Below are 22,079 nucleotides of genomic sequence, written 5' to 3'. Positions count from 1 at the left end.
CGCCGCCGCTGGTCGTGGCCTACGCGCTCGCAGGCAGCGTAACCAAGAACCTCGCCACCGAGCCGCTCGGCGAGGGCAAGGACGGCAAGCCGGTCTACCTGAAGGACATCTGGCCGACGACCAAGGACATCAACGCCTTCATGAAGAAATTCGTGACCGCGTCGATCTTCAAGAAGCGCTATGCGGACGTGTTCAAGGGCGACACCAACTGGCGCAAGATCAAGACGGTCGAGAGCGAAACCTATCGCTGGAACATGAGCTCGACCTACGTGCAGAACCCGCCCTATTTCGAGGGCATGAAGAAGCAGCCGGAGCCGGTCACCGACATCGTCGAGGCGCGGATCCTCGCCATGTTCGGCGACAAGATCACCACCGACCACATCTCGCCGGCCGGCTCGATCAAGCTCACCTCGCCCGCGGGCAGGTATCTCAGCGAGCACCAGGTGCGTCCCGCCGACTTCAACCAGTACGGCACGCGGCGCGGCAACCATGAAGTGATGATGCGCGGCACCTTCGCCAACATCCGCATCAAGAACTTCATGCTCAAGGGCGCCGACGGCAATATCCCCGAGGGCGGCCTGACCAAGCACTGGCCCGACGGCGAGCAGATGTCGATCTACGACGCCGCAATGAAGTACCAGCAGGAGAGCGTGCCGCTGGTGGTGTTCGCCGGCGCCGAATACGGCAACGGCTCCTCGCGCGACTGGGCGGCGAAGGGCACGCGCCTGCTCGGTGTGCGCGCCGTGATCTGCCAGAGCTTCGAGCGCATCCACCGCTCCAACCTGGTCGGCATGGGCGTGCTGCCGCTGACCTTCGAGGACGGCACCTCCTGGCAGTCGCTGGGACTGAAGGGCGACGAGAAGGTGACGCTGCGCGGCCTGGTCGGCGACCTGAAGCCGCGCCAGAAGCTGACTGCGGAAATCGTCTCCGGGGACGGCTCGCTCACGCGCGTCCCGCTGCTCTGCCGCATCGATACGCTGGACGAGCTCGACTACTACCGCAACGGCGGCATCCTGCATTATGTGCTGCGCAAACTCGCGGCGTAACACGCGGATTTGTGAACGATGGCTCACTGCGAAGTGAGTGGCAGCTTGACGAAAGGCGGCCTATCAAGGGCCGCCTTTCGCGTGTCTGCGGTACGAACCGGATCGGCCGATCCGGCGAAGCATCCCGCCTCGGATGACGGAGTGTCCGCAGGTTTGGTATCCGCAAGTCGCGCGTCCGTAAGATTACGGTGACCGATTCGGTGAGATCTTTTTCCTCGAGACCTTTTTCCCTCGGCAACAGCTACGGTGTACGGCGTTCGACATGGCTGCAATGACGGGCTCCCCTCCGACCTCGCGTCGGTCCAGTGCGTTCTGGTCCGGAGCGCTCGGCGTCTGCGCCATCATCGCCATCATTCATCCCGCCGACGCCGATCCCCGCGCCGTGGTCGAACTGTTCACATCGCAGGGCTGCTCGTCCTGTCCGCCGGCCGACAAGATCATCGGCGAACTGTCCGACGATCCATCCATCATCGCGCTCAGCATGCCGATCGACTATTGGGACTATCTCGGCTGGAAGGACACGCTGGCGGATGCGCGCTTCTCGGCGCGGCAGCGCGCCTATTCGCGGGTGCGCGGCGACCGCGAGGTCTACACGCCGCAGGCCGTGGTCAACGGCGCCGCGCATGTGCTCGGCAGCGATCGCGCCGGGATCGAAAACGCGATCGGCAGGACCGTCAAGAATGATACCGTGATGAGCGTGCCGGTGACGATGTCGCTCGCCGGCCGGCAGATCAACGTATCGGTGGCCGCGAGCAGGGCGCCGGCGGTCTCGCATGGCGAGGTCTGGATCTGCTCGATCGCGCGCGCGGTGCCGATCTCGATCGCCCGCGGCGAAAATCGCGGACGCGAAATCACCTACCACAACGTGGTGCGCAATCTCCTGAAGGTCGGCGACTGGAACGGCAGCCCGGAAAGCTGGACCGTGCCGCTGGAAAATCTCATGCGCGACGGCGTCGACGGCGCGGTCGTCTACGTCCAGGACGGCAACCGCGACAAGCCCGGCCCGATGCTGGGCGCGGCGTACACCTCGCTGCACTGAGGGGGCACTCCGGGAAGCGCTCTCGGCGGGGGCCCGGAATCCGTTTCTCCATTCGGAAAGTCGGGCCCATGGATTCCGGGCTCGCGCTGACTCGCGCGCCGGAATGACGGAGAGCGACAAACGAAAAAAGGACCAACTCGCGTTGGCCCTTCTTGCCGTGCGAACAGGCCCGATCCTGACGACCCCGGGGGGCTGGGGGCTGAGGAATCCGGAACCGAAAGGACCGGGCCAACGCACAGGGACTCTTTTCGCAATGCAGGGCGGCGGGTGCGGGGCGGAAAAACGGCGACACTATGATTCCCGCTAACGATCCCGTGACGGCTTGCCGCGCCCCGGTTCCGGCGCTTCTTGCGGTTTGCCCGGCCTCAATTCGGCCCGAGCGGCCCGGGGGCGCCCCTTGCGGCGGCGCACGGTTGGCGCAATCATGCAGGGGTCATGATCCGGGCCGGGACGGTTTCGTGAACGCGGTCATGCCGTAACGCGACAGGAGGCGCTCCATGAGTCTGATGTCGGAGGAAGCCGATCCGAGCGAGCAGCGCGCGGCGGCGCGCGTCGCCGCTGCGAATACCCAAGTCAATTTCCAAGCCGGATTCCAAGCCGGACGGGTGACGTTCAACCGGCTCGAACTGCACCGTATCCTCAATCTCTACGGCCGCATGGTCGCCGACGGCGAGTGGCGCGACTACGCCATCGACTTCCTCAAGGACCGCGCCGTGTTCTCCGTCTATCGCCGCGCCTCCGAGGTGCCGATCTACCGGATCGAGAAGGACCCGCGGCTGGCGCGCAAGCAGGGCATGTACAGCGTGATCTCGGCGACGGGTCTGATCCTGCGCCGCGGCCACGAGCTCGAGCGCGTGCTGCTCGTCATCGACCGCAAGCTCGCGCTGGTGTGAGGGGCCCGTCACCCCATCTCCGGACTACTCGCCCGGCACCGTGCTTGCGCCATCGCCGAGGTCGCGCTGCATCATCACCGTATCCAGCCAGCGGCCGAATTTCAGGCCGACATTGGGATGGGTGCCGATCAGCTTGAAGCCGGTCTTGGCGTGGACGCCGATCGAGCCGGCATTGGCGGAGTCGCCGATGACGGCGATCATCTGGCGAAAGCCGCGCACCTCGCATTCCAGGATCAGCCGTTCCAGGAGCTTCAGGCCGATGCCGCGTCGGTGCGTGGACGGATCGAGATAGATCGAATTCTCGACCGTGAAACGGTAGGCCGGCCGCGGCCGGTAGGCGCCGGCATAGGCATAGCCGACGACGCGCCCGTCGAGCAGAGCGACGAAGTAGGGATAGCCGCCGTCGACCAGCGCACGGTAGCGCCGCGTCATCTCGGCAAGGTCGGGCGGCACCAGCTCGAACGTTGCGGTGCCGTGGCGCACGGCGTGCTCGTAGACGGCGGTGATGGCGGGAAGGTCGGCCTCGCTCGTAGGCCGGATTTCAAGCGCGGACATGGGGAGAAGATAGCAGGGGCTCTGTTGCGGGCAACGCCATTTCCGCATGCGTCATGGACGTGAGACAAGCCCGGACATGACGGAGCAAACAAAAACCCCGGCCTTGCGGCCGGGGCTCGTGTCGTTCTCCCGGAGCCCGCGTCAGTCGCGCTGGCCGAGCAGCTGCAGGAGCAGCGTGAACAGGTTGATGAAGTTCAGGTACAGCGACAGGGCGCCGGTGATCGCCGCGCGCTCGGCGACGTCGCCGCCGGCCGCCGCGTAGCCGTAGATGTAGTCGTTCTTCAGCCGCTGCGTATCCCAGGCGGTGAGGCCCGCGAACACGAGGACGCCGCCCACCGACACGATGAACTGCAGCGCCGAACTCGCCAGGAACAGGTTGACGAGGCTGGCGATGATGATGCCGACCAGGCCCATGAACAGGAACGATCCCATTCCGGTCATGTCGCGCCTGGTGGTGTAGCCGTAGAGGCTCAGCGCGCCGAAGGTGGCCGCGGTGATGAAGAACACCCGCACGATCGAGGTGTGGGTGAACACCAGGAAGATCGAGGACAGCGAGACGCCCATCAGCGCCGAGAACACCCAGAACAGGATCTGGGCGGTCGAGGGCGCAAGGCGGTTGATGCCGGCCGAGATCACGAACACCATGGCGAGCGGCGCCAGCATGAACAGCCATTTCAGCGGGCTCACGAACATCGCGTAGCCGAACGGCGTCAGGAACATCTTGCCGACCCGGATGGCGTCGGCCGTCGGCGCGTCGGTCACGGCCGCCATATAGACTCCGAGTGCCGCGAGGCCGGTGATGGCGAGCCCGATGCTCATGTAGTTGTAGACGCGCAGCATGTATGCGCGCAGGCCGGCGTCGACCGTCGCGGCGTCAACGCGCCCGGCGGCCCGGCCGAAAGGAGAAGCGTGGTTACGGTCTAGGTCCGACATGGTCGAATTCCCGTTGGTTGTCCGGGGCACCAGGGGCGGCGCCGCGGTCGTCAAAACTCTATCTCGGATAAGTCGCTTTGCGACCTTAACTTTCGGTCATCAAGAACTTTCGGTCATCAAGCCGGCTACCGAACCCATCCGATATGTGGGAAACTAACACATTCGCCGCAAGCGTCCACGCGCGGCTGAATGTCGCCCTTCCGCTACAATCCTGGCGCGTAGGCGTGGTTAACTCGGAGAATCCGGGGAATCGCGGCCTTCCGGATATTGCTATGACACCCGCTTCAATTTGTCACAAATTTCGCAACACCGTGGCTGGCTTCTGGTTCAACGCCAGCAGCGTGCCGACAAGCCCGAGCCCCACCGTGACCACCAGCGCGGAGACCACCACGCCGGCCGCGCTGCCGGCCTGCCACATGAAGGTCAGGGTCATCAGCCTCGTCACGATCAGCCAGGCCGCGACGCTGCCGGCGAAGACGCCGAACACTGCGGTGGCGAGCCCGATCAGGAGATATTCGAGTGCATAGGCGCCGAGCAGCCGCAGCCGCGTCGCCCCCAGCGTCTTCAGGATCACCGCGTCATAGACCCGGTGGCGGTGGCCGGCGGCGAGCGCCCCGCCCAGCACCAGGATCGCGGAGATCAGGGTTACGGCACTGGCGCCGCGAATCGCGAGCGCGAGGTTGGTCACGACCGAGCCGACCGTCTCCATCACCTCGCGCACCCGTACGCTCGTCACCATGGGGTAGGCGTCGGCGACCTGCCTGACGATGCGGCCGTCGCCTGCGGCGTCGCCGCCTGCTTCCGTCAGCGTCGCGATATGGGTGTGCGGGGCGCCCTTGAAGGCGTTGGGCGAGAACACCAGCACGAAATTGATGCCGAGCCCCTGCCAGTCGATGTTGCGCAGGTTGCCGATCCGGGCCGGGATATCGCGGCCGAGCACGTTGACCACGACCTCGTCGCCGATCTTCAGGCCAAGTCCGTCGGCGATCTTCTTCTCCATCGAGACCAGAGGCGGGCCGGAATAGTCGGCGCTCCACCATTGGCCCTCGACCACCTTGGAGCCCTTCGGGATCTCGCCGGTATAGGTCAGGCCGCGATCGCTCTGCAGCACCCATTCGGCGTCGGTCGCGGGATTCAGCTCTTCGGCGCGTACCCCGCGCGCGGCGACGATGCGCCCGCGCAGCATCGGCACGTCCTCGACCTTGGCGCCGGGGGCGATCTGGCGCAGGTAAGCGTCGAATCGAGATGCCTCGGTCGAGGGAATGTCGATGAAGTAGAAGGACGGCGCGCGCTCCGGCAGCGCCGCCAGGAATTGACGGCGCAGATTGCCGTCGATCTGGGTGATGGTGACGAGGACGGCGAGGCCCAGGCCGAGCGACAGCACCACCGACGGGGTCAGCGCGCCAGGCCGGTGGATGTTGGCGACCGCGAGCCGCAGCATCGGCAGCCGCGTGCGCGGGGCTCGGGCGGCGATCGCCATCAGCGCCGCGGCGATGCCGCGCAGCAGCGCGAACACCGCGGCCGACGACAGCACGAACACCGCGGCGACGCGCTTGTCGTAGGACAATCCGATCACGACCGCGATCAGGAGCGCGATCACCACACCCATGAGGGCGAGATAGCGCCAGCGCGGTCGGTGCCATTCGGTGCTGATGGTGTCGCGGAACAGCGCCGCGACCGGCACGTCGTGGACGCGTCCGAGCGGCCACAGCCCGAAGGCGAGCGCCGTCAGGAGGCCATAGACCAGGGACAGTGCGAGCTCGTCGGCATGCACGGCCGGAACCACCGGCAGCGGCAGCAATTTGCCGAACAGGCCGACGATGACGAAGGGCAGCGCCGCGCCGAGCGCCAGCCCGATCGCCGAGCCGACGCTGGCGAGCAGGATCACCTGCGCGAGATAGATGCCGAACACGTCGCGTCCCGTGGCGCCCACGGCCTTGAACGCCGCGATCACCTCGAGCCGGCGGTCGATGTGGCTCTTCACGGCATTGGCGACGCCGACGCCGCCGACCAGCAGCGCGGCAAGGCCGACCAGCGTCAGGAATTGCGTGAAGCGGTTGATGTTGCGCTCGAGTTGCGGCGAAGCGTTGGAGCGGCTGCGGATCTCCCAGCCGGCCTGCGGCGCCGCGTTGCGCGCGTCCTCGATGAAGGAAGCGGTCGCGCGGTTGCCGTTGGCTGTGTCCGGCAGCTTCACCCGGTAGACCCAGCGCACCAGGCTGCCCGGTTGTAGCAGGCCGGTCGAGCGCAAGCCTTCCTCGCTGATCAGGAAGCGCGGGCCGAAGCCGATGCCGCCGGCGAGCTTGTCCGGCTCGGCCTCGATCACGCTGCGGATCTGGAAACTGGCGTTGCCGATGGTGACGCGATCGCCAGTCTCGAGGTTGAGCCGCGCCAGCAGCGCCGGATCGGCGGCGGCGCCGAACGCGCCGTCGCGCATCGCGAGCAGGTCCGGAAGCTTCATCTGCGGCGTCAGCGTCAGTTCGCCGAGCATCGGATAGGAATTGTCGACCGCCTTCATCTCGACCAGCGCGAGCTTGCCGTCGGCCGCGCGCGCCATGCCGCGCAGGGTCGCCGCGATGGAGAGCGTGCCGCGCGAGCGCAGGAACGCGACCTCCTCGGGTCTGGCCTCACGCTGGAACAGCACGAAGGAGACGTCGCCGCCGAGCAGCGTGCGGCCTTCGCGCGCGAGGCCTTCGTTGAGGCTCGCCGCCACCGAGCCGACTCCGGCGATCGCCATCACGCCGAGCGCGATGCAGGCGATGAAGACGTAGAAGCCGCGCAGGCCGCCGCGCAATTCGCGCAACGCGTAGCGCAGCGACAGCGCGGCCGGGCGACGAGGCGCACGGGGTTCGACAGCGATGCTCATGGGGTGGATTGCGAATCGATGCGCCCGGAGCGCAGCCGGATCACGCGGTCGCAGCGATGTGCGAGCGCGGCATCGTGAGTCACCAGCACCAGCGTCATGCCGCGCTCGGCATGCTTGCCGAAGATGAGATCGACGATCTGCTTTCCGGTGGCCTCGTCGAGATTGCCGGTAGGCTCGTCGGCGACGAGGATCGCGGGATCGGGCGCCAGCGCGCGGGCGAGCGCGACGCGCTGCTGCTCGCCGCCGGAGAGCTGCGTCGGATAATGATGCAGGCGATCGCCGAGCCCGACCGAGTTGAGCTCCTCCGCGGCGCGTTTGCCCGCGTCGGGATTGCCGGCGAGCTCGAGCGGCACCGCGGCATTCTCCAGCGCCGTCATGGTCGGGATCAGGTGGAAGGATTGGAAGACGATGCCGACCTCGCGGCCGCGGAAGCGGGCGAGCGCGTCCTCGTCTAGGGCATTGAAAGGCGTGCCGTTGACCACCACCTCTCCGCTATCGGGACGCTCCAACCCCGCCATCACCATCAGCAGCGTGGATTTGCCCGAGCCTGACGGGCCGATCAGCCCGATCGCCTCGCTGCGGCCGACCCGCAGGCTGATATCCTTGAGGATGTGGACGCGTGCCGCGCCGGTGCCCAATGAGAGGTTGACGTTGGAGATGGAAATGGTGTCCGCGGCGGTGCCGGCGAGCGAAGAGGATTCGATGCGACTGTCCATGGTCCGGTCATATGGCAACTCCGATGGCGCGGTCGAGAGGTGTTACGGATTGTTCATGCACATGGCCGTGTTGGCGCTCGCCTTCATGACGGTGGCGACCGTCGGCCTCGCGCAGGCGCAAACGACCGTAAAACCGATCAAGCTCGTCGTGCTCGGCGATTCCCTGAGCGCCGGCCTCGGCCTGCCCGGCCAGGAGGCGTTTCCGGCCAGGTTGCAAAAGGCGTTACAGGACAAGGGTATAGCTGTCGACATGACCAATGCCGGGGTGTCCGGCGACACCGCGTCCGGCGGCCGCGACCGGCTCGACTGGTCGGTGCCGGAGGGAACCGAGGGTGTGATCGTCGAGCTCGGCGCCAATGACGCACTGCGCGGCCTCGATCCCGACGTCACCCGCGCGGCGCTCTCCGACATCGTGTCGCGGCTGAAGGCGCGCAACATCGCGGTGATGCTGTGCGGCATGCTTGCGCCGCCGAACTACGGCAGCGACTACGCCGCGCGCTTCAACGCGATCTATCCCGAGCTTGCGAAGAAGTTCGGCGTGACGCTCTATCCGTTCTTCCTCGACGGCGTGGCGGCCGACGCCAAGCTCAACCAGGCCGACGGCATCCATCCGACCGCCGCGGGCGTCGACGTCATCGTCGGGAACATCCTGCCCGCCGTGCAGGCATTTCTGGGCACGATCAGCGAGCAGCGCCGTTGAAAAAGCGGCAGCGCTGACGTTACGCGCGGGAGTTTTCCCGGTCTTTGCCGGGGTACGCTTCGCAGAGCCGCACAACTGCGATAGGAATCAGGTTACCGGTGATTCGTTGCCGGCTCTATTTCGGACGAGCCTTGCCTGAGGCCTCGTCCAAGCATCGGGAGAGTTGACGATGCCGCGTTTGTTCACGGGTCTGGAAATTCCGGCCGAAGTCGGCCAGACGCTGTCCAATTTGAGGGGCGGCCTTCCCGGCGCCCGCTGGGTCGATCCCGAAAATTACCACGTCACCCTGCGCTTCATCGGCGATATCGATGGCGCCTCCGCCAACGAGATCGCTGCGCTGCTGTTTCGCGTCAATCGCAAGCCGTTCGAGGTGACGGTGCAGGGACTGACGAGCTTTGGCGGCCGCAAGCCGCGCGCGGTGGTCGCGAGCATCGCGCCGAGCCGGCCGCTGATCGAGCTGCAGGCCGAACTCGAGCGGATGATGCAGCGCATCGGCCTCGATCCCGAGGGGCGCAAGTTCGTGCCGCACGTCACGCTGGCCCGGCTGCACGACGCCTCCAGCCAGGACGTCGCCGATTATCTCTCGGTGCGCGGCTACTTTCCGAGCAGGGTGTTCACCGCCGAACGTTTTGTGCTGTTCTCCTCCCGCGCGTCCACCGGCGGCGGGCCGTATGTGGTCGAGGACAGCTACGATCTCTGTGCGTGAATTCTCGTCGCGAGCAAAGTGGCGGCCGGTCACTTCGCATCAACGGTGCGCCGCCTTGAGGTCGGTCCTGGCAAAGTCATCGCCCTTGTACAGCAGCGGCTCCCCACGAGTCGCGGCCAGTGCGTAGGCAAGGCAGTCGCCGTAGTTCAGCGCGGCAACGTGACGTCCTCTGCCGAAGCGACGCCACGCGCGTCGCGCCGCGTTCGCTTGTTCGGCGTCGACCGCGACGATCTCGGCGCCGATCCTGACGAGCCAAAGATCGAATTCGCGGCCGCCCGCATCGCCCAATCGCGTTTCGAGCACCATCGCCGCTTCGACCACGGTTGCCGCAGAGATCAGCCGGATCGGATCATCCGCGATTCGTGCTTCGATTTCCGATGCATCGGGTTCGTTGAGCGCGATGGCCACGATCGCCGACGTGTCGATCACCATCAGCGCGGCAATCCGTGCTCGTCATATCCGACAATCTCGTCCGGCGTGCGGTCATCCATGACCGGCATTTCGCTCCAGCGCCGGCGGATCTCGGCCATGTCCTCCAACAGCGCGATCTTGCGCGTCTGCCCGCCAACTCGGCGCAGCCGTTCCTCGACGGCGCGCCTGGTTGCCGCGGTGATGGTCTCGCCGGTGAGTTGCGCCAGGTTCCTGGCCAGGCGCTCGGTTTCCGGGTCCTTGATGCTCAGGGCCATAAGAAGGTTCCTAGGTACCTAATCTGGACGTTTCTACCCCAGATCGTAGCGCGGAGCAACAGGTTCGGCTCCCGGCTTGCAATTTGCGCCGGTCTCTGGCGGTAAGGAGCCCATGCTCTCCAGCCCGCCATCGACATTCCGCGCCGAATACCAGGCGCTGGTCGCCTCCGGTGCGATCGAGCCCGACGAGGCGCAGGCCGAGGTCGCCGAGGCCTATGCGGCGCTGGAGCGCCGGCTGGCCGGCTACAAGCCGCTGCGCAAACAGGGCCTGCTCGGCCGTCTGTTCGGCGACAAGGACGAAACACCGCCGCGCGGGCTCTACGTCCATGGCGAGGTCGGCCGCGGCAAGACCATGCTGATGGATCTGTTCTTCCAGCACTCGTCCGTCGCGCACAAGCGCCGCGCGCATTTCCACGAATTCATGGCCGAGGTGCATGAGCGCATCTATGGCTATCGCCAGAACATCGCGCGGGGCGAGATCGCCGACGGCGACGTCATCGCGCTCACCGCCAGCGCGATCTTCGACGAGAGCTGGCTGCTCTGCTTCGACGAGTTCCACGTCACCGACATCGCGGACGCCATGATCCTCGGGCGGCTGTTCGCCAAGCTGTTCGAACTCGGCACCGTCGTGGTCGCGACCTCGAACGTCGCGCCCGACGATCTCTACAAGGGTGGGCTGAACCGCGCGCTGTTCATGCCCTTCATCGCGCACATCAAGAGCCACATGGACGTGCTGCGGCTCGACGCGCGTACCGACTTCCGGCTGGAGAAGCTGCAGGGCGTCAAGATGTGGCTGGTGCCGGCCGACAGCGACGCGGACGCGGCGCTCGACCGCGCCTGGGCGCGCATGACCGGCCATGCCAAAGGCAAGCCGCGCGATATTTCCATCAAGGGACGCATCCTGCACGTGCCGCGCTCGGCGCACGGCGTGGCGCGGTTCTCGTTTACCGATCTCTGCCAGAAGCCACTCGCCGCATCGGACTACCTGCGGCTCGCGCACGACTACCACACCATCCTGGTCGACCGTATTCCAGTGATGGACTACGCCGAGCGCAACGCCGCCAAGCGCTTCATCACCCTGATCGATACGCTCTACGACAACGCGGTGAAGCTGATGGCCTCGGCCGAAGCCAATCCGGTGTCGCTGTATCTGGCCGACGAAGGCAACGAGGCCAACGAGTTCAAGCGGACCGCCTCGCGCCTGATCGAGATGAGCTCGGAATCCTATCTGGCGCTGCCTCACGGCCGCAAGGATTCCACCGCCAGCGGCTCGACCAAAGGCCTGGTGGAGACCTGAGGTTCCTGTCGCGGGGCCGCGTCCCGCCGAGCCCGACAATTGGGCATTCGGCGACTTGAACGGGGCAGGCGAAAGGGATAACCACCCTCTCAGTTTTCCATCCCCTCGCGGACATCTCAAAGGACGGGTTTCCCATGGCGCGTGACAAGATTGCTTTGATTGGCTCCGGCCAGATCGGCGGGACGCTGGCTCATCTCATCGGCCTGAAAGAGCTGGGCGACGTGGTGATGTTCGACATTGCCGAGGGCGTGCCGCAGGGCAAGTCGCTCGACATCGCGCAGTCCTCGCCGGTCGACGGCTTCGACGCCCACTACACCGGCGCCAATTCCTACGAGGCGCTCGACAACGCCAAGGTCTGCATCGTCACCGCCGGCGTGCCGCGCAAGCCCGGTATGAGCCGCGACGATCTCCTCTCCATCAACCTCAAGGTCATGGAGCAGGTCGGCGCCGGCATCAAGAAGTACGCCCCCGAGGCCTTCGTCATCTGCATCACCAACCCGCTCGATGCCATGGTCTGGGCGCTGCAGAAGGCCTCGGGCCTGCCGCACAAGAAGGTCGTCGGCATGGCCGGCGTGCTGGACTCCGCGCGCTTCCGCTACTTCCTCGCCGACGAGTTCAACGTCTCGGTCGAGGACGTCACCGCCTTCGTGCTCGGCGGCCATGGCGACACCATGGTGCCGCTGGTGAAGTACTCCACCGTGGCCGGCATTCCGCTGCCGGACCTCGTCAAGATGGGCTGGACCTCGCAGGCGCGCCTCGACGAGATCGTCGATCGCACCCGCAACGGCGGCGCCGAGATCGTCAACCTCCTGAAGACCGGCTCGGCCTTCTACGCGCCGGCGGCCTCCGCGATCGCCATGGCCGAGAGCTATCTGAGGGACAAGAAGCGCGTGCTGCCCTGCGCCGCCCACCTCAACGGCGAATACGGCGTGAAGGACATGTATGTCGGCGTGCCCGTCATTATCGGCTCCAAGGGCGTCGAGCGCGTGGTCGAGATCGAACTCGGCGGCAAGGACCGCGAGGCCTTCGACAAGTCGGTGGGCGCGGTGCAGGGTCTGGTCGATGCCTGCAAGAAGATCGCTCCCGACCTGTTGGGCCGTTGATCGGACGACAATCCCGCCGAAGACCGTCAACCGGTCTTCGGCGCTTTCATCTCCGGCGCCCGGTCGGGCCGGCTCCGGACCCGGCAGTCCAAAGGAACTCGCGATCTCAAGAATCTGGATTGCAGTTCCTTTGGTATATGGTATGCCAGCTATAAAACTAAGGTGAGTCCTCAAGGTCACCGCGCGAGGGTTCAGGGAGCGACCAGATGAATATCCATGAATACCAGGCCAAAGCGCTGCTGAACGAGTTCGGCGTGCCGATCTCCAAGGGCGTGCCGGTCCTGAAGGCCGCCGATGCGGAAGCCGCCGCCAAGAGCCTGCCGGGCCCGGTCTGGGTGGTGAAGAGCCAGATCCATGCCGGCGGCCGCGGCAAGGGCAAGTTCAAGGAAGCCAGCGCCGGCGACAAGGGCGGCGTCCGTATCGCCAAGTCGCCCGCGGAGGTCGCCGAGTTCGCCAGGCAGATGCTGGGCGCGACCCTAGTCACGGTGCAGACCGGTGCCGCCGGCAAGCAGGTCAACCGCCTCTACGTCGAGGACGGCTCCGAGATCGACAAGGAATTCTATCTCTCGATCCTGGTCGACCGCGAGACCTCGCGCGTGTCGTTCGTGGTGTCGACCGAGGGCGGCGTCAACATCGAGGACGTCGCGCACAACACGCCCGAAAAGATCGTCACCTTCTCGGTCGACCCGGCGACCGGCGTCATGGGCCATCACGGCCGTACGGTCGCCAAGGCGCTGCGGCTCTCCGGCGACCTCGCCAAGCAGGCGGAAAAGCTCACCACGCAACTCTACGCGGCCTTCGTCGCCAAGGACATGTCGATGCTGGAGATCAACCCGCTGGTCGTGACCAGGCAGGGCCAGCTCCGCGTGCTCGACGCCAAGGTATCGTTCGACGACAACGCGCTGTTCCGTCATCCCGATGTCTCGGCGCTGCGCGACGAGACCGAGGAGGACGCCAAGGAGATCGAGGCATCGAAATACGACCTCAACTACGTCGCGCTCGACGGCAACATCGGCTGCATGGTCAACGGCGCAGGCCTTGCCATGGCGACGATGGACATCATCAAGCTCTACGGCATGGCACCGGCCAACTTCCTCGACGTCGGCGGCAGCGCCAGCAAGGAAAAGGTCGCCGCCGCCTTCAAGATCATCACCGCCGATCCCAACGTGAAGGGCATCCTCGTCAACATCTTCGGCGGCATCATGAAGTGCGACGTGATCGCCGAGGGCGTCACGGCTGCCGTACGCGAAGTGGGCCTCAGCGTGCCGCTGGTGGTGCGCCTCGAGGGCACCAATGTCGAGCTCGGCAAGAAGATCATCCGGGAGTCCGGACTCAACGTGCTGCCGGCCGACAATCTCGACGACGCTGCGCAGAAGATCGTGAAGGCCGTCAAGGGAGGCTGAAGCCATGCCCCAGGACCATCTCGCTCAATCGTCTCCGCTGCCGGAGCACGCGCGCCTTGCCGCGTTCGCCGGCGAATGGAATGGCGAGGAGGTGGTCTACCCGTCGCGCTGGACCGCCGGCGGGCCGGCGACTTCGCGGGTCGTGGCGCGCGTCGACCTCAACGGCTTCTACCTGATCCAGGACACCGTGCAGATGCGCGACGGCAAGGACGTCTTCGCCACCCACGGCCTGTTCACCTGGGACCGCGACGACCGAACCTACAAATTGTTCTGGTACGACTCGCTCGGCTACACGCCGCCCTCGCCCGCCTCCGGCGGCTGGGTCGGCCAGACGCTGACGCTGGTGCGCGGCTCCCTGCGCGGCAACGCACGCCACGTCTACGAGATCATCGACGACAATTCCTATGCGATGAAGATCCAATTCTCGCCCGATGCCGAAGGCTGGGCCGACGTGCTCACCGGCGTCTATCGCCGCATCCATTGACCTCTCACCGTCAGTTTCGCGAAAGCAGTCCTCATGTCCATCCTGATCGACAAGAATACCAAGGTCATCTGCCAGGGCTTTACCGGCAAGAACGGCACCTTCCACTCGGAGGCTGCGATCGCCTACGGCACCAAGATGGTCGGCGGCACCTCGCCGGGCAAAGGCGGCTCGATCCATCTCGGCCTGCCGGTGTTCGACACCGTGCGCGAGGCACGCGAGAAGACCGGCGCGGACGCCTCGGTGATCTACGTGCCGCCGCCGGGCGCGGCGGACGCGATCTGCGAAGCCATCGATGCCGAGATCCCGCTGATCGTCTGCATCACCGAAGGCATCCCGGTGCTCGACATGGTGCGGGTGAAGCGCTCGCTCGCCGGGTCGAAGTCGCGCCTGATCGGGCCGAACTGCCCGGGCGTGATGACCGCCGGCGAGTGCAAGATCGGCATCATGCCGGCCAATATCTTCCGTCCCGGCAACGTCGGCATCGTCTCGCGCTCTGGCACGCTGACCTATGAGGCCGTGTTTCAGACCACCCAGGAGGGCCTCGGCCAGACCACCGCGGTCGGCATCGGCGGCGACCCGGTCAAGGGGACCGAGTTCATCGACATGCTGGAGATGCTGCTCGGCGATCCCAAGACCACCTCCATCATCATGATCGGCGAGATCGGCGGCTCCGCCGAGGAGGACGCCGCCCAGTTCATCAAGGACGAGGCCAAGCGCGGCCGCAAGAAGCCGATGGTTGGATTCATCGCTGGTGTTACCGCACCGCCCGGTCGTCGCATGGGCCATGCCGGCGCAATCATCTCCGGCGGCAAGGGCGATGCCGGATCCAAGACCGAGGCTATGCAATCGGCCGGAATCACCGTCTCTCCGTCGCCCGCAAGGCTTGGACATACGCTTGCCGAAAAATTGAAAGACTAGTTCAGTTCTTCGTTGTTTTCGGGGCGAAGTTTCGCGCCAGATAGGATAAATGGTGTTCGTCGCGCCGGCCGCTGCCGCGGGTCGGCGTCAGCGCGCCGTATGCTATGCGCGAACCAAGAAAAATCGCCAGGAATCCAGAATGTCTCGCCAGGACGCGAACGCAGCCTTTGCCCTTTCATCATTTCTGCAGGGCACAAACGCCACCTACATCGACGACATCTACTCCCGTTACGAGAAGGACCCGTCCTCGGTCGACGCCGAATGGCAGGAGTTCTTCAAGAGCCTGAAGGACCAGCCGGCAGACGTTCGCAAGAACGCGGAGGGGCCGTCCTGGGCCCGCGACAACTGGCCGCTGACCCCGCGCGACGAGCTGACTTCGGCTTTGGACGGCAACTGGGTCGAGGTCGAGAAGGCCGTCGGCGCCAAGATCGCCGCCAGGACGCAGGCCAAAGGCGCCGAGTTCACCTCCGCCGACGTGCTGCAGGCCACCCGCGATTCCGTCCGCGCGCTGATGCTGATCCGCGCCTACCGCATGCGCGGCCATTTCCACGCCAAGCTCGACCCGCTCGGCATCGAGGCGCAACGCAATCGCGAGGAGCTCGACCCGCGCACCTACGGCTTTGCCGAGGCCGATTTCGACCGCAAGATCTTCCTCGATCACGTGCTTGGCCTCGAATACGGCACGCTGCGCGAGATCGTCGCGATCTGCGAGCGCACCTACTGCCAGACGCTCGGCGTCGAGTTCATGCATATCACCAACGCTGCGCAGAAGGCCTGGATCCAGGAACGCATCGAGGGACCGGACAAGGAGATCTCGTTCACCCGCGAAGGTCGCCGCGCCATCCTGATGAAGCTGGTCGAGGCCGAGGGCTTCGAGAAATTCTGCGATGTGAAGTTCACGGGCACCAAGCGCTTCGGCCTCGACGGCGGCGAGTCGCTGATCCCGGCGCTGGAGCAGATCATCAAGCGCGGCGGCAATCTCGGCGTGAAGGAGATCGTGCTCGGCATGCCGCATCGCGGCCGGCTCAACGTGCTGACCCAGGTGATGGCCAAGTCGCACCGCGCGCTGTTCCACGAGTTCAAGGGCGGCTCGGCCAATCCGGACGCGGTCGAAGGCTCCGGCGACGTCAAGTATCATCTCGGCGCCTCCTCGGACCGCGAGTTCGACGGCAACCGCATCCATCTGTCGCTGACCGCCAACCCGTCGCATCTCGAGATCGTCGATCCCGTGGTGCTCGGCAAGGTGCGCGCCAAGCAGGACCAGCACGGCGATCCGCCGGACATGCGCATCTCGGTGCTGCCGCTCCTGATGCACGGCGACGCGGCGTTCGCCGGCCAGGGCGTGGTCGCCGAATGCTTCGCGCTGTCGGATCTGAAGGGCTACCGTACCGGCGGTTCTCTTCATTTCATCGTCAACAACCAGATCGGCTTCACCACCTACCCGCGCTACTCGCGTTCCTCGCCCTATCCGTCGGATCTCGCGAAGATGATCGATGCGCCGATCTTCCACGTCAACGGCGACGATCCGGAAGCGGTGGTGTTCGCGGCCAAGGTCGCGATCGAGTTTAGGCAGAAATTCCACAAGCCCGTCGTCATCGACATGTGGTGTTATCGCCGTTACGGCCACAACGAGGGTGACGAGCCGGGCTTCACGCAGCCGGTGATGTACAAGAGGATCGCGGCCCACCCCTCGACGCTGACCAACTACGCCAAGCGCCTGATTGCCGAGGGCGTGATCACCGAGGGTGAGGTCGACAAGGCCAAGGCCGACTGGCGCGCGCGGCTCGATGCGGAGTTCGAGGCCGGCACCAGCTACAAGCCGAACAAGGCCGACTGGCTCGACGGCAAATGGGCCGGCTTCAAGATCGCCGACCAGGAAGAGGACGCGCGGCGCGGCGTCACCGGCGTCGACACATCGGTGCTGAAGGACATCGGCCGCAGGATCACCAGGGTGCCGGACGGTTTCCGCGTCCACCGTACCATCCAGCGCTTCCTCGACAACCGCGCCAAGGCGATCGAGAACGGCGTCGGCATCGACTGGGCGACCGGCGAGGCCCTGGCGTTCTGCTCGCTGCTCAACGAGAACCACCACGTCCGCCTGTCCGGCCAGGACTGCGAGCGCGGCACCTTCTCGCAGCGCCATTCGGTGCTGATCGACCAGGAGGACGAGAGCCGCTACACGCCGTTCAACCATCTCGGCGGCGAGCAGGGCCATTACGAGGTCATCAACTCGCTGCTGTCGGAAGAGGCCGTGCTCGGTTTCGAATACGGCTATTCGCTCGCCGAGCCGAATACGCTGACGCTGTGGGAGGCGCAGTTCGGCGACTTCGCCAATGGCGCGCAGGTGCTGTTCGACCAGTTCATCTCCTCGGGCGAGCGCAAATGGCTGCGCATGTCCGGCCTCGTCTGCCTGCTGCCGCATGGCTATGAAGGACAGGGCCCGGAGCACTCCTCCGCGCGCCTGGAGCGGTTCTTGCAGCTCTGCGCCGAGGACAACATGCAGGTGGTCTATCCGACCACGCCCGCCAACTACTTCCACGCGCTGCGCCGCCAGCTCCATCGCGAGATCCGCAAGCCGCTGATCGTGATGACGCCGAAGTCGCTGCTGCGTCACAAGCGGGCGGTGTCGCGGCTCGACGAACTCGGCAAGGGAACGAGTTTCCACCGCATTCTGTACGACGACGCGCAGATGCAGCCGAGCGAGGCCGTCAAGCTCGTGCCGGACGAGAAGATCCGCCGCATCGTGCTCTGCTCCGGCAAGGTCTATTACGACCTCTACGAGGAGCGCGAGAAGCGCGGCATCGACGACATCTATCTGATGCGCGTCGAGCAGCTCTATCCGGTGCCGCTGAAGGCGCTGGTCCAGGAGTTGTCCCGCTTCAAGAAGGCCGAGGTGGTCTGGTGCCAGGAAGAGCCGCGCAACATGGGTGCGTGGCACTTCATCGAGCCCTACCTCGAATGGGTCCTGAACCAGGTCAATGGCGCGAGCCGGCGTCCGCGCTATGTTGGACGCGCGGCCTCCGCCGCCACCGCCACCGGCCTGATGTCGAAGCATCTCGCCCAGCTCAAGGCGTTCCTGGACGAGGCCTTGAACTGAACCTCTTTTGAACTGCGTCGTGCCCCGCGCAAGCGGGGCACCGGTAGGCCGCATCGTCCGTCGTGATCGCTGACGTCGCGGAGTACCGGATCGCCCGTCCCGCGGGCGGTGACGTCCGAATTTTTGACCGCACTCGCGATCCCTGGGAAAAAGACCATGACTGAAATTCGTGTGCCGACGCTCGGCGAATCCGTCACCGAGGCCACCATCGGCCGCTGGTTCAAGAAAGCCGGCGATCCCGTCGCCGTTGACGAGCCGCTAGTGGAACTCGAGACCGACAAGGTCACCATCGAGGTTCCCTCGCCGTCGGCCGGCACGCTCGGCGAGATCATCGCCAAGGACGGCCAGACGGTGGCCGTCGGCGCGCTGCTCGGCCAGATCACCGAAGGCGCCGCGCCTGCCGCCAAGCCTGCGGTGGCGAAGCCCGCGGCTGCACCGGCGGCGGCTCCTGCCGCGGCACCGGCTGTCGCCAAGGCGCCGCCCGCCGACGCCCCGCTCGCGCCCTCCGTGCGAAAACTCTCGGTGGAGACCGGCATCGATGCCTCGACCGTTCCGGGCTCCGGCAAGGACGGCCGCGTCACCAAGGGCGACATGCTCGCCGCGATCGAGCGCGCGGCCTCCGCGCCGACCCCGGTCAACCAGCCGGCCGCCGCCGTCCAGGTCCGCGCGCCGTCGCCGGCCGACGACGCCGCGCGCGAGGAGCGCGTGAAGATGACGCGGCTGCGCCAGACCATCGCGCGCCGGCTCAAGGACGTGCAGAACACCGCCGCGATGCTCACGACCTTCAACGAGGTCGATATGACCAACGTCATGGCGCTGCGCGCGCAGTACAAGGACGCGTTCGAGAAGAAGCACGGCGTCAAGCTCGGCTTCATGGGCTTCTTCACCAAGGCCTGCGTACAGGCGCTGAAGGACATTCCGGCCGTCAACGCCGAGATCGACGGCACCGACCTGATCTACAAGAACTACTATCACGTCGGCGTCGCCGTCGGCACCGACCGCGGCCTGGTCGTGCCCGTGGTGCGGGACTGCGACCACAAGTCGATCGCCGACATCGAGAAGAGCATTGCCGACTATGGTCGCCGCGCCCGCGACGGCCAGCTCAAGATCGAGGAGATGCAGGGCGGCACCTTCACCATCACCAACGGCGGCATCTACGGCTCGCTGATGTCGACGCCGATCCTCAACGCGCCGCAGTCGGGCATCCTCGGCATGCACAAGATCCAGGATCGCCCGATGGTCGTGAACGGCAAGATCGAGGTGCGCCCGATGATGTATCTGGCGGTCAGCTACGATCACCGCATCGTCGACGGCAAGGAAGCCGTCACCTTCCTCGTGCGCGTCAAGGAAGCGCTGGAAGATCCCGCGCGCCTCGTGCTCGATCTGTGATGCAGCCGCGCCGGCCCGCAGCGCCGGCGCTCCCGAGCGTGTTTGACGAAGCGGTTGTGTGCGCAGCCGCTTCCATCGGAGCTATCCAATGTCCTACGACCTCATCGTCATCGGCACCGGCCCCGGCGGCTATGTCTGCGCGATCCGCGCGGCCCAGCTCGGCATGAAGGTGGCCGTCGTCGAAAAGCGCGCCACCCACGGCGGCACCTGCCTCAACGTCGGCTGCATTCCCTCCAAGGCGGTGCTGCACGCTTCCGAGATGTTCGACGAGGCCGGCCACGGCATGGCGGCGCTCGGCGTCGTCGTCGGCAAGCCGAAGCTCGATATGGCCGCCTTCATGAAGCACAAGGACGACACGGTGGCGGCGAACGTCAACGGCGTCGGCTTCCTGCTCAAGAAGCACAAGATCGACAGCTTCCACGGTCTTGGCACGATCAAGGCCGCGGGCAAGGTCGATGTCACGGCCGGCGACGGCAAGGTGACGGCGATTGAGGCGAAGAACATCGTCATCGCCACCGGCTCCGACGTCGCCTCTCCGCCGGGCGTGAAGGTCGAGTTCGACGAGAAGGTCGTCGTGTCCTCGACCGGTGCGCTGTCGCTCGACAAGGTGCCGGGCAGGCTCGTCGTCATCGGCGCGGGCGTGATCGGTCTCGAACTCGGCTCGGTGTGGCGCCGCCTCGGCGCCGAAGTCACCGTGGTCGAATATCTCGACCGCATCCTGCCGGGCATGGACGGCGAGGTCGCCGAGCAGTTCAAGCGCATGCTGGAAAAGCAGGGCGTCGTCTTCCATCTCGGCCGCAAGGTCGTCGGCGTCGAGAAGGGCGCCAAGGGCGCGCTGCTGCGTCACGAGGCGGCGGCGGGCGGCGACGCGCGCGAGATCGCGGCCGACGCGGTGCTGGTCGCCGTCGGCCGGCGGCCGTTCACGGAGGGCCTCGGCCTCGCCGAAGCCGGCGTGAAGCTCGACGAACGCGGCCGCGTGGCGATCGACGGCGGCTTCCGCACGTCGGCGCCGGGGATCTACGCGATCGGCGACGTCGTGCGCGGCGCGATGCTTGCCCACAAGGCGGAGGACGAGGGCGTCGCCTGCGCCGAGCTGATCGCCGGCAAGGCCGGCCACGTGAACTACGGCGTCATCCCCGCGGTCGTCTACACGTCGCCGGAAGTCGCGTCGGTCGGCCGCTCCGAGGAGGAATTGAAGGCGGAGGGCGTCGCCTATCGCGTCGGCAAGTTCCCGTTCCTCGCCAACGGCCGCGCGCGCGCCAACCGCGCGACGCAGGGCTTCGTGAAGGTGCTGGCCGATTCCGCGACCGACCGCGTGCTCGGCGTGCACATCGTCGGCGCGGGCGCCGGCGAGATGATCCACGAGGCGGCGGTGCTGATGGAGTTCGGCGGCTCCGCGGAAGACCTCGCGCGCACGTGCCACGCCCATCCCACGATGTCGGAAGCCGTCAAGGAAGCGGCGCTGGCGGTCGACAAGCGCGCGATCCACGCGTGAGGCGGAACGGCGGCGACGGCTCCGCCGCGCCGTAAGTGCGGGCGCGCCGTTGTGGCCGCGCCGCCCTCGGCGCGGCCTGTCGACCATCGCCCACGTTGCCTGGGAGGCGCGTCGGCGTCGCCGCGCCGCGGGCGGCGCGGCCACAGGGCGGCGCGACCACAGGGCGGCGCTGCGACGGCAGGCCACTATGCGACTTCCAGCGGAACGACCTCCCCCGCATAGGGCCAGTCGGCGGGCGCGGCGGCCAGCCCCGCGCGGACCGGATTCTCCGCGACGTATCGCCATTTCGAATCGTAGCTTTCGCGGCTCCGCAAGACGTGGTCGAAAAACTCGCGCTGCCAGATCGGACCGTCGCGTCCCGTCTCCCGCTTGATCGAACGCGACGATGTCGACTTGAAGGCCCCGACGGCGGCGGACAGCGGACGGGCGTTCGGCGCGGGGGCGCAAAAGAAATGCACGTGATCGGGCATCACGACATAGCGCCCGACGCTCCAGCCGTCGACCTCGGCCATCCGCTCGAGATGGCGGCGCAGAATGGCGTGCGCGGCGGCGTGGGCGAATATCGGCGACCGGCCTTCTGCGCATGTCGTGACGAAATAGATCGGGTCCTCGATCCAGACCCGATCCAAACGCCGCAGATGTCCGCGCTTCATGGCGGCGTCTTACCGGGTGCGCATGCCGGTTTCCAACCCAGCGGCGTCATGGCGGCGTCGTATCCGCGCCGCCGCGTGGCGCCGTTGTGGCCGCGCCGCCCTC

Annotated in this window: 19 protein-coding genes and 1 pseudogene; 13 read left to right on the top strand and 7 right to left on the bottom strand. The window is 66.4% G+C overall.

Annotation, left to right across the window (positions count from 1 at the left end; genetic code table 11):
* The 3 genes and pseudogenes from KGM94_RS11285 to KGM94_RS11275 all read left to right on the top strand — a co-directional run.
* Positions 1-1,046: pseudogene (locus tag KGM94_RS11285) on the top strand (aconitate hydratase); the annotation flags it as partial.
* A gap of 262 nt (positions 1,047-1,308) precedes the next feature.
* Entirely contained in the window at positions 1,309-2,085 is a 777-nt protein-coding gene (locus KGM94_RS11280) for a thioredoxin family protein (RefSeq protein ID WP_300258445.1), read from the top strand.
* Between the two features lie 497 nt (positions 2,086-2,582).
* Entirely contained in the window at positions 2,583-2,978 is a 396-nt protein-coding gene (locus tag KGM94_RS11275) for a DUF2794 domain-containing protein (RefSeq protein ID WP_300258442.1), read from the top strand.
* A 24-nt stretch (positions 2,979-3,002) separates the two neighbouring features.
* On the opposite strand, the gene KGM94_RS11270 is transcribed toward KGM94_RS11275, so the two are convergent.
* From KGM94_RS11270 to KGM94_RS11255, 4 genes are all read right to left on the bottom strand, one after another.
* On the bottom strand, positions 3,003-3,533 hold the full coding sequence (locus tag KGM94_RS11270; protein WP_300258439.1) for a GNAT family N-acetyltransferase: 531 nt from the start codon (positions 3,531-3,533) through the stop codon (positions 3,003-3,005).
* A gap of 141 nt (positions 3,534-3,674) precedes the next feature.
* The gene (locus tag KGM94_RS11265) at positions 3,675-4,466 is read right to left on the bottom strand and encodes a Bax inhibitor-1/YccA family protein (RefSeq protein WP_300258436.1); all 792 of its coding nucleotides are present in this window, start codon (positions 4,464-4,466) and stop codon (positions 3,675-3,677) included.
* Positions 4,467-4,758: 292 nt separating this feature from the next.
* Positions 4,759-7,329, bottom strand: a complete 2,571-nt coding sequence (locus KGM94_RS11260) for an ABC transporter permease (RefSeq protein WP_300258433.1) — start codon at positions 7,327-7,329, stop codon at positions 4,759-4,761.
* Positions 7,326-8,045 (bottom strand): ABC transporter ATP-binding protein, encoded by a 720-nt coding sequence (locus KGM94_RS11255; protein WP_300258430.1) that lies wholly within the window; start codon positions 8,043-8,045, stop codon positions 7,326-7,328. Before KGM94_RS11255 ends, KGM94_RS11260 begins: the two co-directional genes overlap by 4 nt.
* Before the next feature lie 55 nt (positions 8,046-8,100).
* On the opposite strand from KGM94_RS11255, the gene KGM94_RS11250 reads away from it, so the two are divergent.
* Positions 8,101-8,745, top strand: coding sequence for an arylesterase (locus tag KGM94_RS11250; RefSeq protein WP_300258448.1), 645 nt, complete (start codon positions 8,101-8,103; stop codon positions 8,743-8,745).
* 169 nt (positions 8,746-8,914) lie between these two features.
* On the top strand, positions 8,915-9,451 hold the full coding sequence (thpR, locus tag KGM94_RS11245; RefSeq protein ID WP_300258428.1) for an RNA 2',3'-cyclic phosphodiesterase: 537 nt from the start codon (positions 8,915-8,917) through the stop codon (positions 9,449-9,451).
* A gap of 39 nt (positions 9,452-9,490) precedes the next feature.
* Here thpR and KGM94_RS11240 read toward each other — a convergent pair whose 3' ends face one another.
* Positions 9,491-9,883, bottom strand: coding sequence for a type II toxin-antitoxin system VapC family toxin (locus KGM94_RS11240; protein ID WP_300258425.1), 393 nt, complete (start codon positions 9,881-9,883; stop codon positions 9,491-9,493).
* Positions 9,883-10,137, bottom strand: a complete 255-nt coding sequence (locus tag KGM94_RS11235) for a type II toxin-antitoxin system VapB family antitoxin (RefSeq protein ID WP_300258422.1) — start codon at positions 10,135-10,137, stop codon at positions 9,883-9,885. Before KGM94_RS11235 ends, KGM94_RS11240 begins: the two co-directional genes overlap by 1 nt.
* 112 nt (positions 10,138-10,249) lie before the next feature.
* Here KGM94_RS11235 and zapE point away from each other — a divergent pair, with 112 nt between their 5' ends.
* The 8 genes from zapE to lpdA all read left to right on the top strand — a co-directional run bounded on the left by zapE (position 10,250) and on the right by lpdA (position 21,323).
* The gene (gene zapE, locus KGM94_RS11230) at positions 10,250-11,434 is read left to right on the top strand and encodes a cell division protein ZapE (protein WP_300258419.1); all 1,185 of its coding nucleotides are present in this window, start codon (positions 10,250-10,252) and stop codon (positions 11,432-11,434) included.
* A 134-nt stretch (positions 11,435-11,568) separates the two neighbouring features.
* Complete coding sequence (mdh, locus tag KGM94_RS11225; protein WP_300258415.1) at positions 11,569-12,537, top strand: malate dehydrogenase; 969 nt, start codon at positions 11,569-11,571, stop codon at positions 12,535-12,537.
* A gap of 206 nt (positions 12,538-12,743) precedes the next feature.
* A complete protein-coding gene (gene sucC, locus KGM94_RS11220) occupies positions 12,744-13,940 on the top strand; it encodes an ADP-forming succinate--CoA ligase subunit beta (protein WP_300258412.1) in 1,197 nt (398 codons plus the stop codon).
* Between the two features lie 4 nt (positions 13,941-13,944).
* Positions 13,945-14,424 carry a DUF1579 family protein gene (locus tag KGM94_RS11215; RefSeq protein ID WP_300258409.1) on the top strand — a complete coding sequence of 160 codons (480 nt, stop codon included), beginning with the start codon at positions 13,945-13,947 and terminating at the stop codon, positions 14,422-14,424.
* Between the two features lie 33 nt (positions 14,425-14,457).
* Positions 14,458-15,342 (top strand): succinate--CoA ligase subunit alpha, encoded by an 885-nt coding sequence (sucD, locus tag KGM94_RS11210; protein WP_300258406.1) that lies wholly within the window; start codon positions 14,458-14,460, stop codon positions 15,340-15,342.
* Between the two features lie 139 nt (positions 15,343-15,481).
* Complete coding sequence (locus KGM94_RS11205; protein ID WP_300258404.1) at positions 15,482-18,439, top strand: 2-oxoglutarate dehydrogenase E1 component; 2,958 nt, start codon at positions 15,482-15,484, stop codon at positions 18,437-18,439.
* A gap of 156 nt (positions 18,440-18,595) precedes the next feature.
* Entirely contained in the window at positions 18,596-19,828 is a 1,233-nt protein-coding gene (odhB, locus tag KGM94_RS11200) for a 2-oxoglutarate dehydrogenase complex dihydrolipoyllysine-residue succinyltransferase (protein WP_300258401.1), read from the top strand.
* A gap of 88 nt (positions 19,829-19,916) precedes the next feature.
* Positions 19,917-21,323 carry a dihydrolipoyl dehydrogenase gene (gene lpdA, locus KGM94_RS11195; RefSeq protein ID WP_300258398.1) on the top strand — a complete coding sequence of 469 codons (1,407 nt, stop codon included), beginning with the start codon at positions 19,917-19,919 and terminating at the stop codon, positions 21,321-21,323.
* Positions 21,324-21,508: 185 nt separating this feature from the next.
* Here the strand turns inward: lpdA and KGM94_RS11190 are convergent, their stop codons facing one another.
* Positions 21,509-21,976, bottom strand: coding sequence for a transposase (locus KGM94_RS11190; RefSeq protein ID WP_300258395.1), 468 nt, complete (start codon positions 21,974-21,976; stop codon positions 21,509-21,511).
* Between the last annotated feature and the right edge of the window lie 103 nt (positions 21,977-22,079).

It is taken from the genome of Bradyrhizobium sp. (assembly GCF_028868675.1).
GTDB lineage: Bacteria > Pseudomonadota > Alphaproteobacteria > Rhizobiales > Xanthobacteraceae > Bradyrhizobium.
This window is presented reverse-complemented; position numbering and strand designations above follow the sequence as displayed.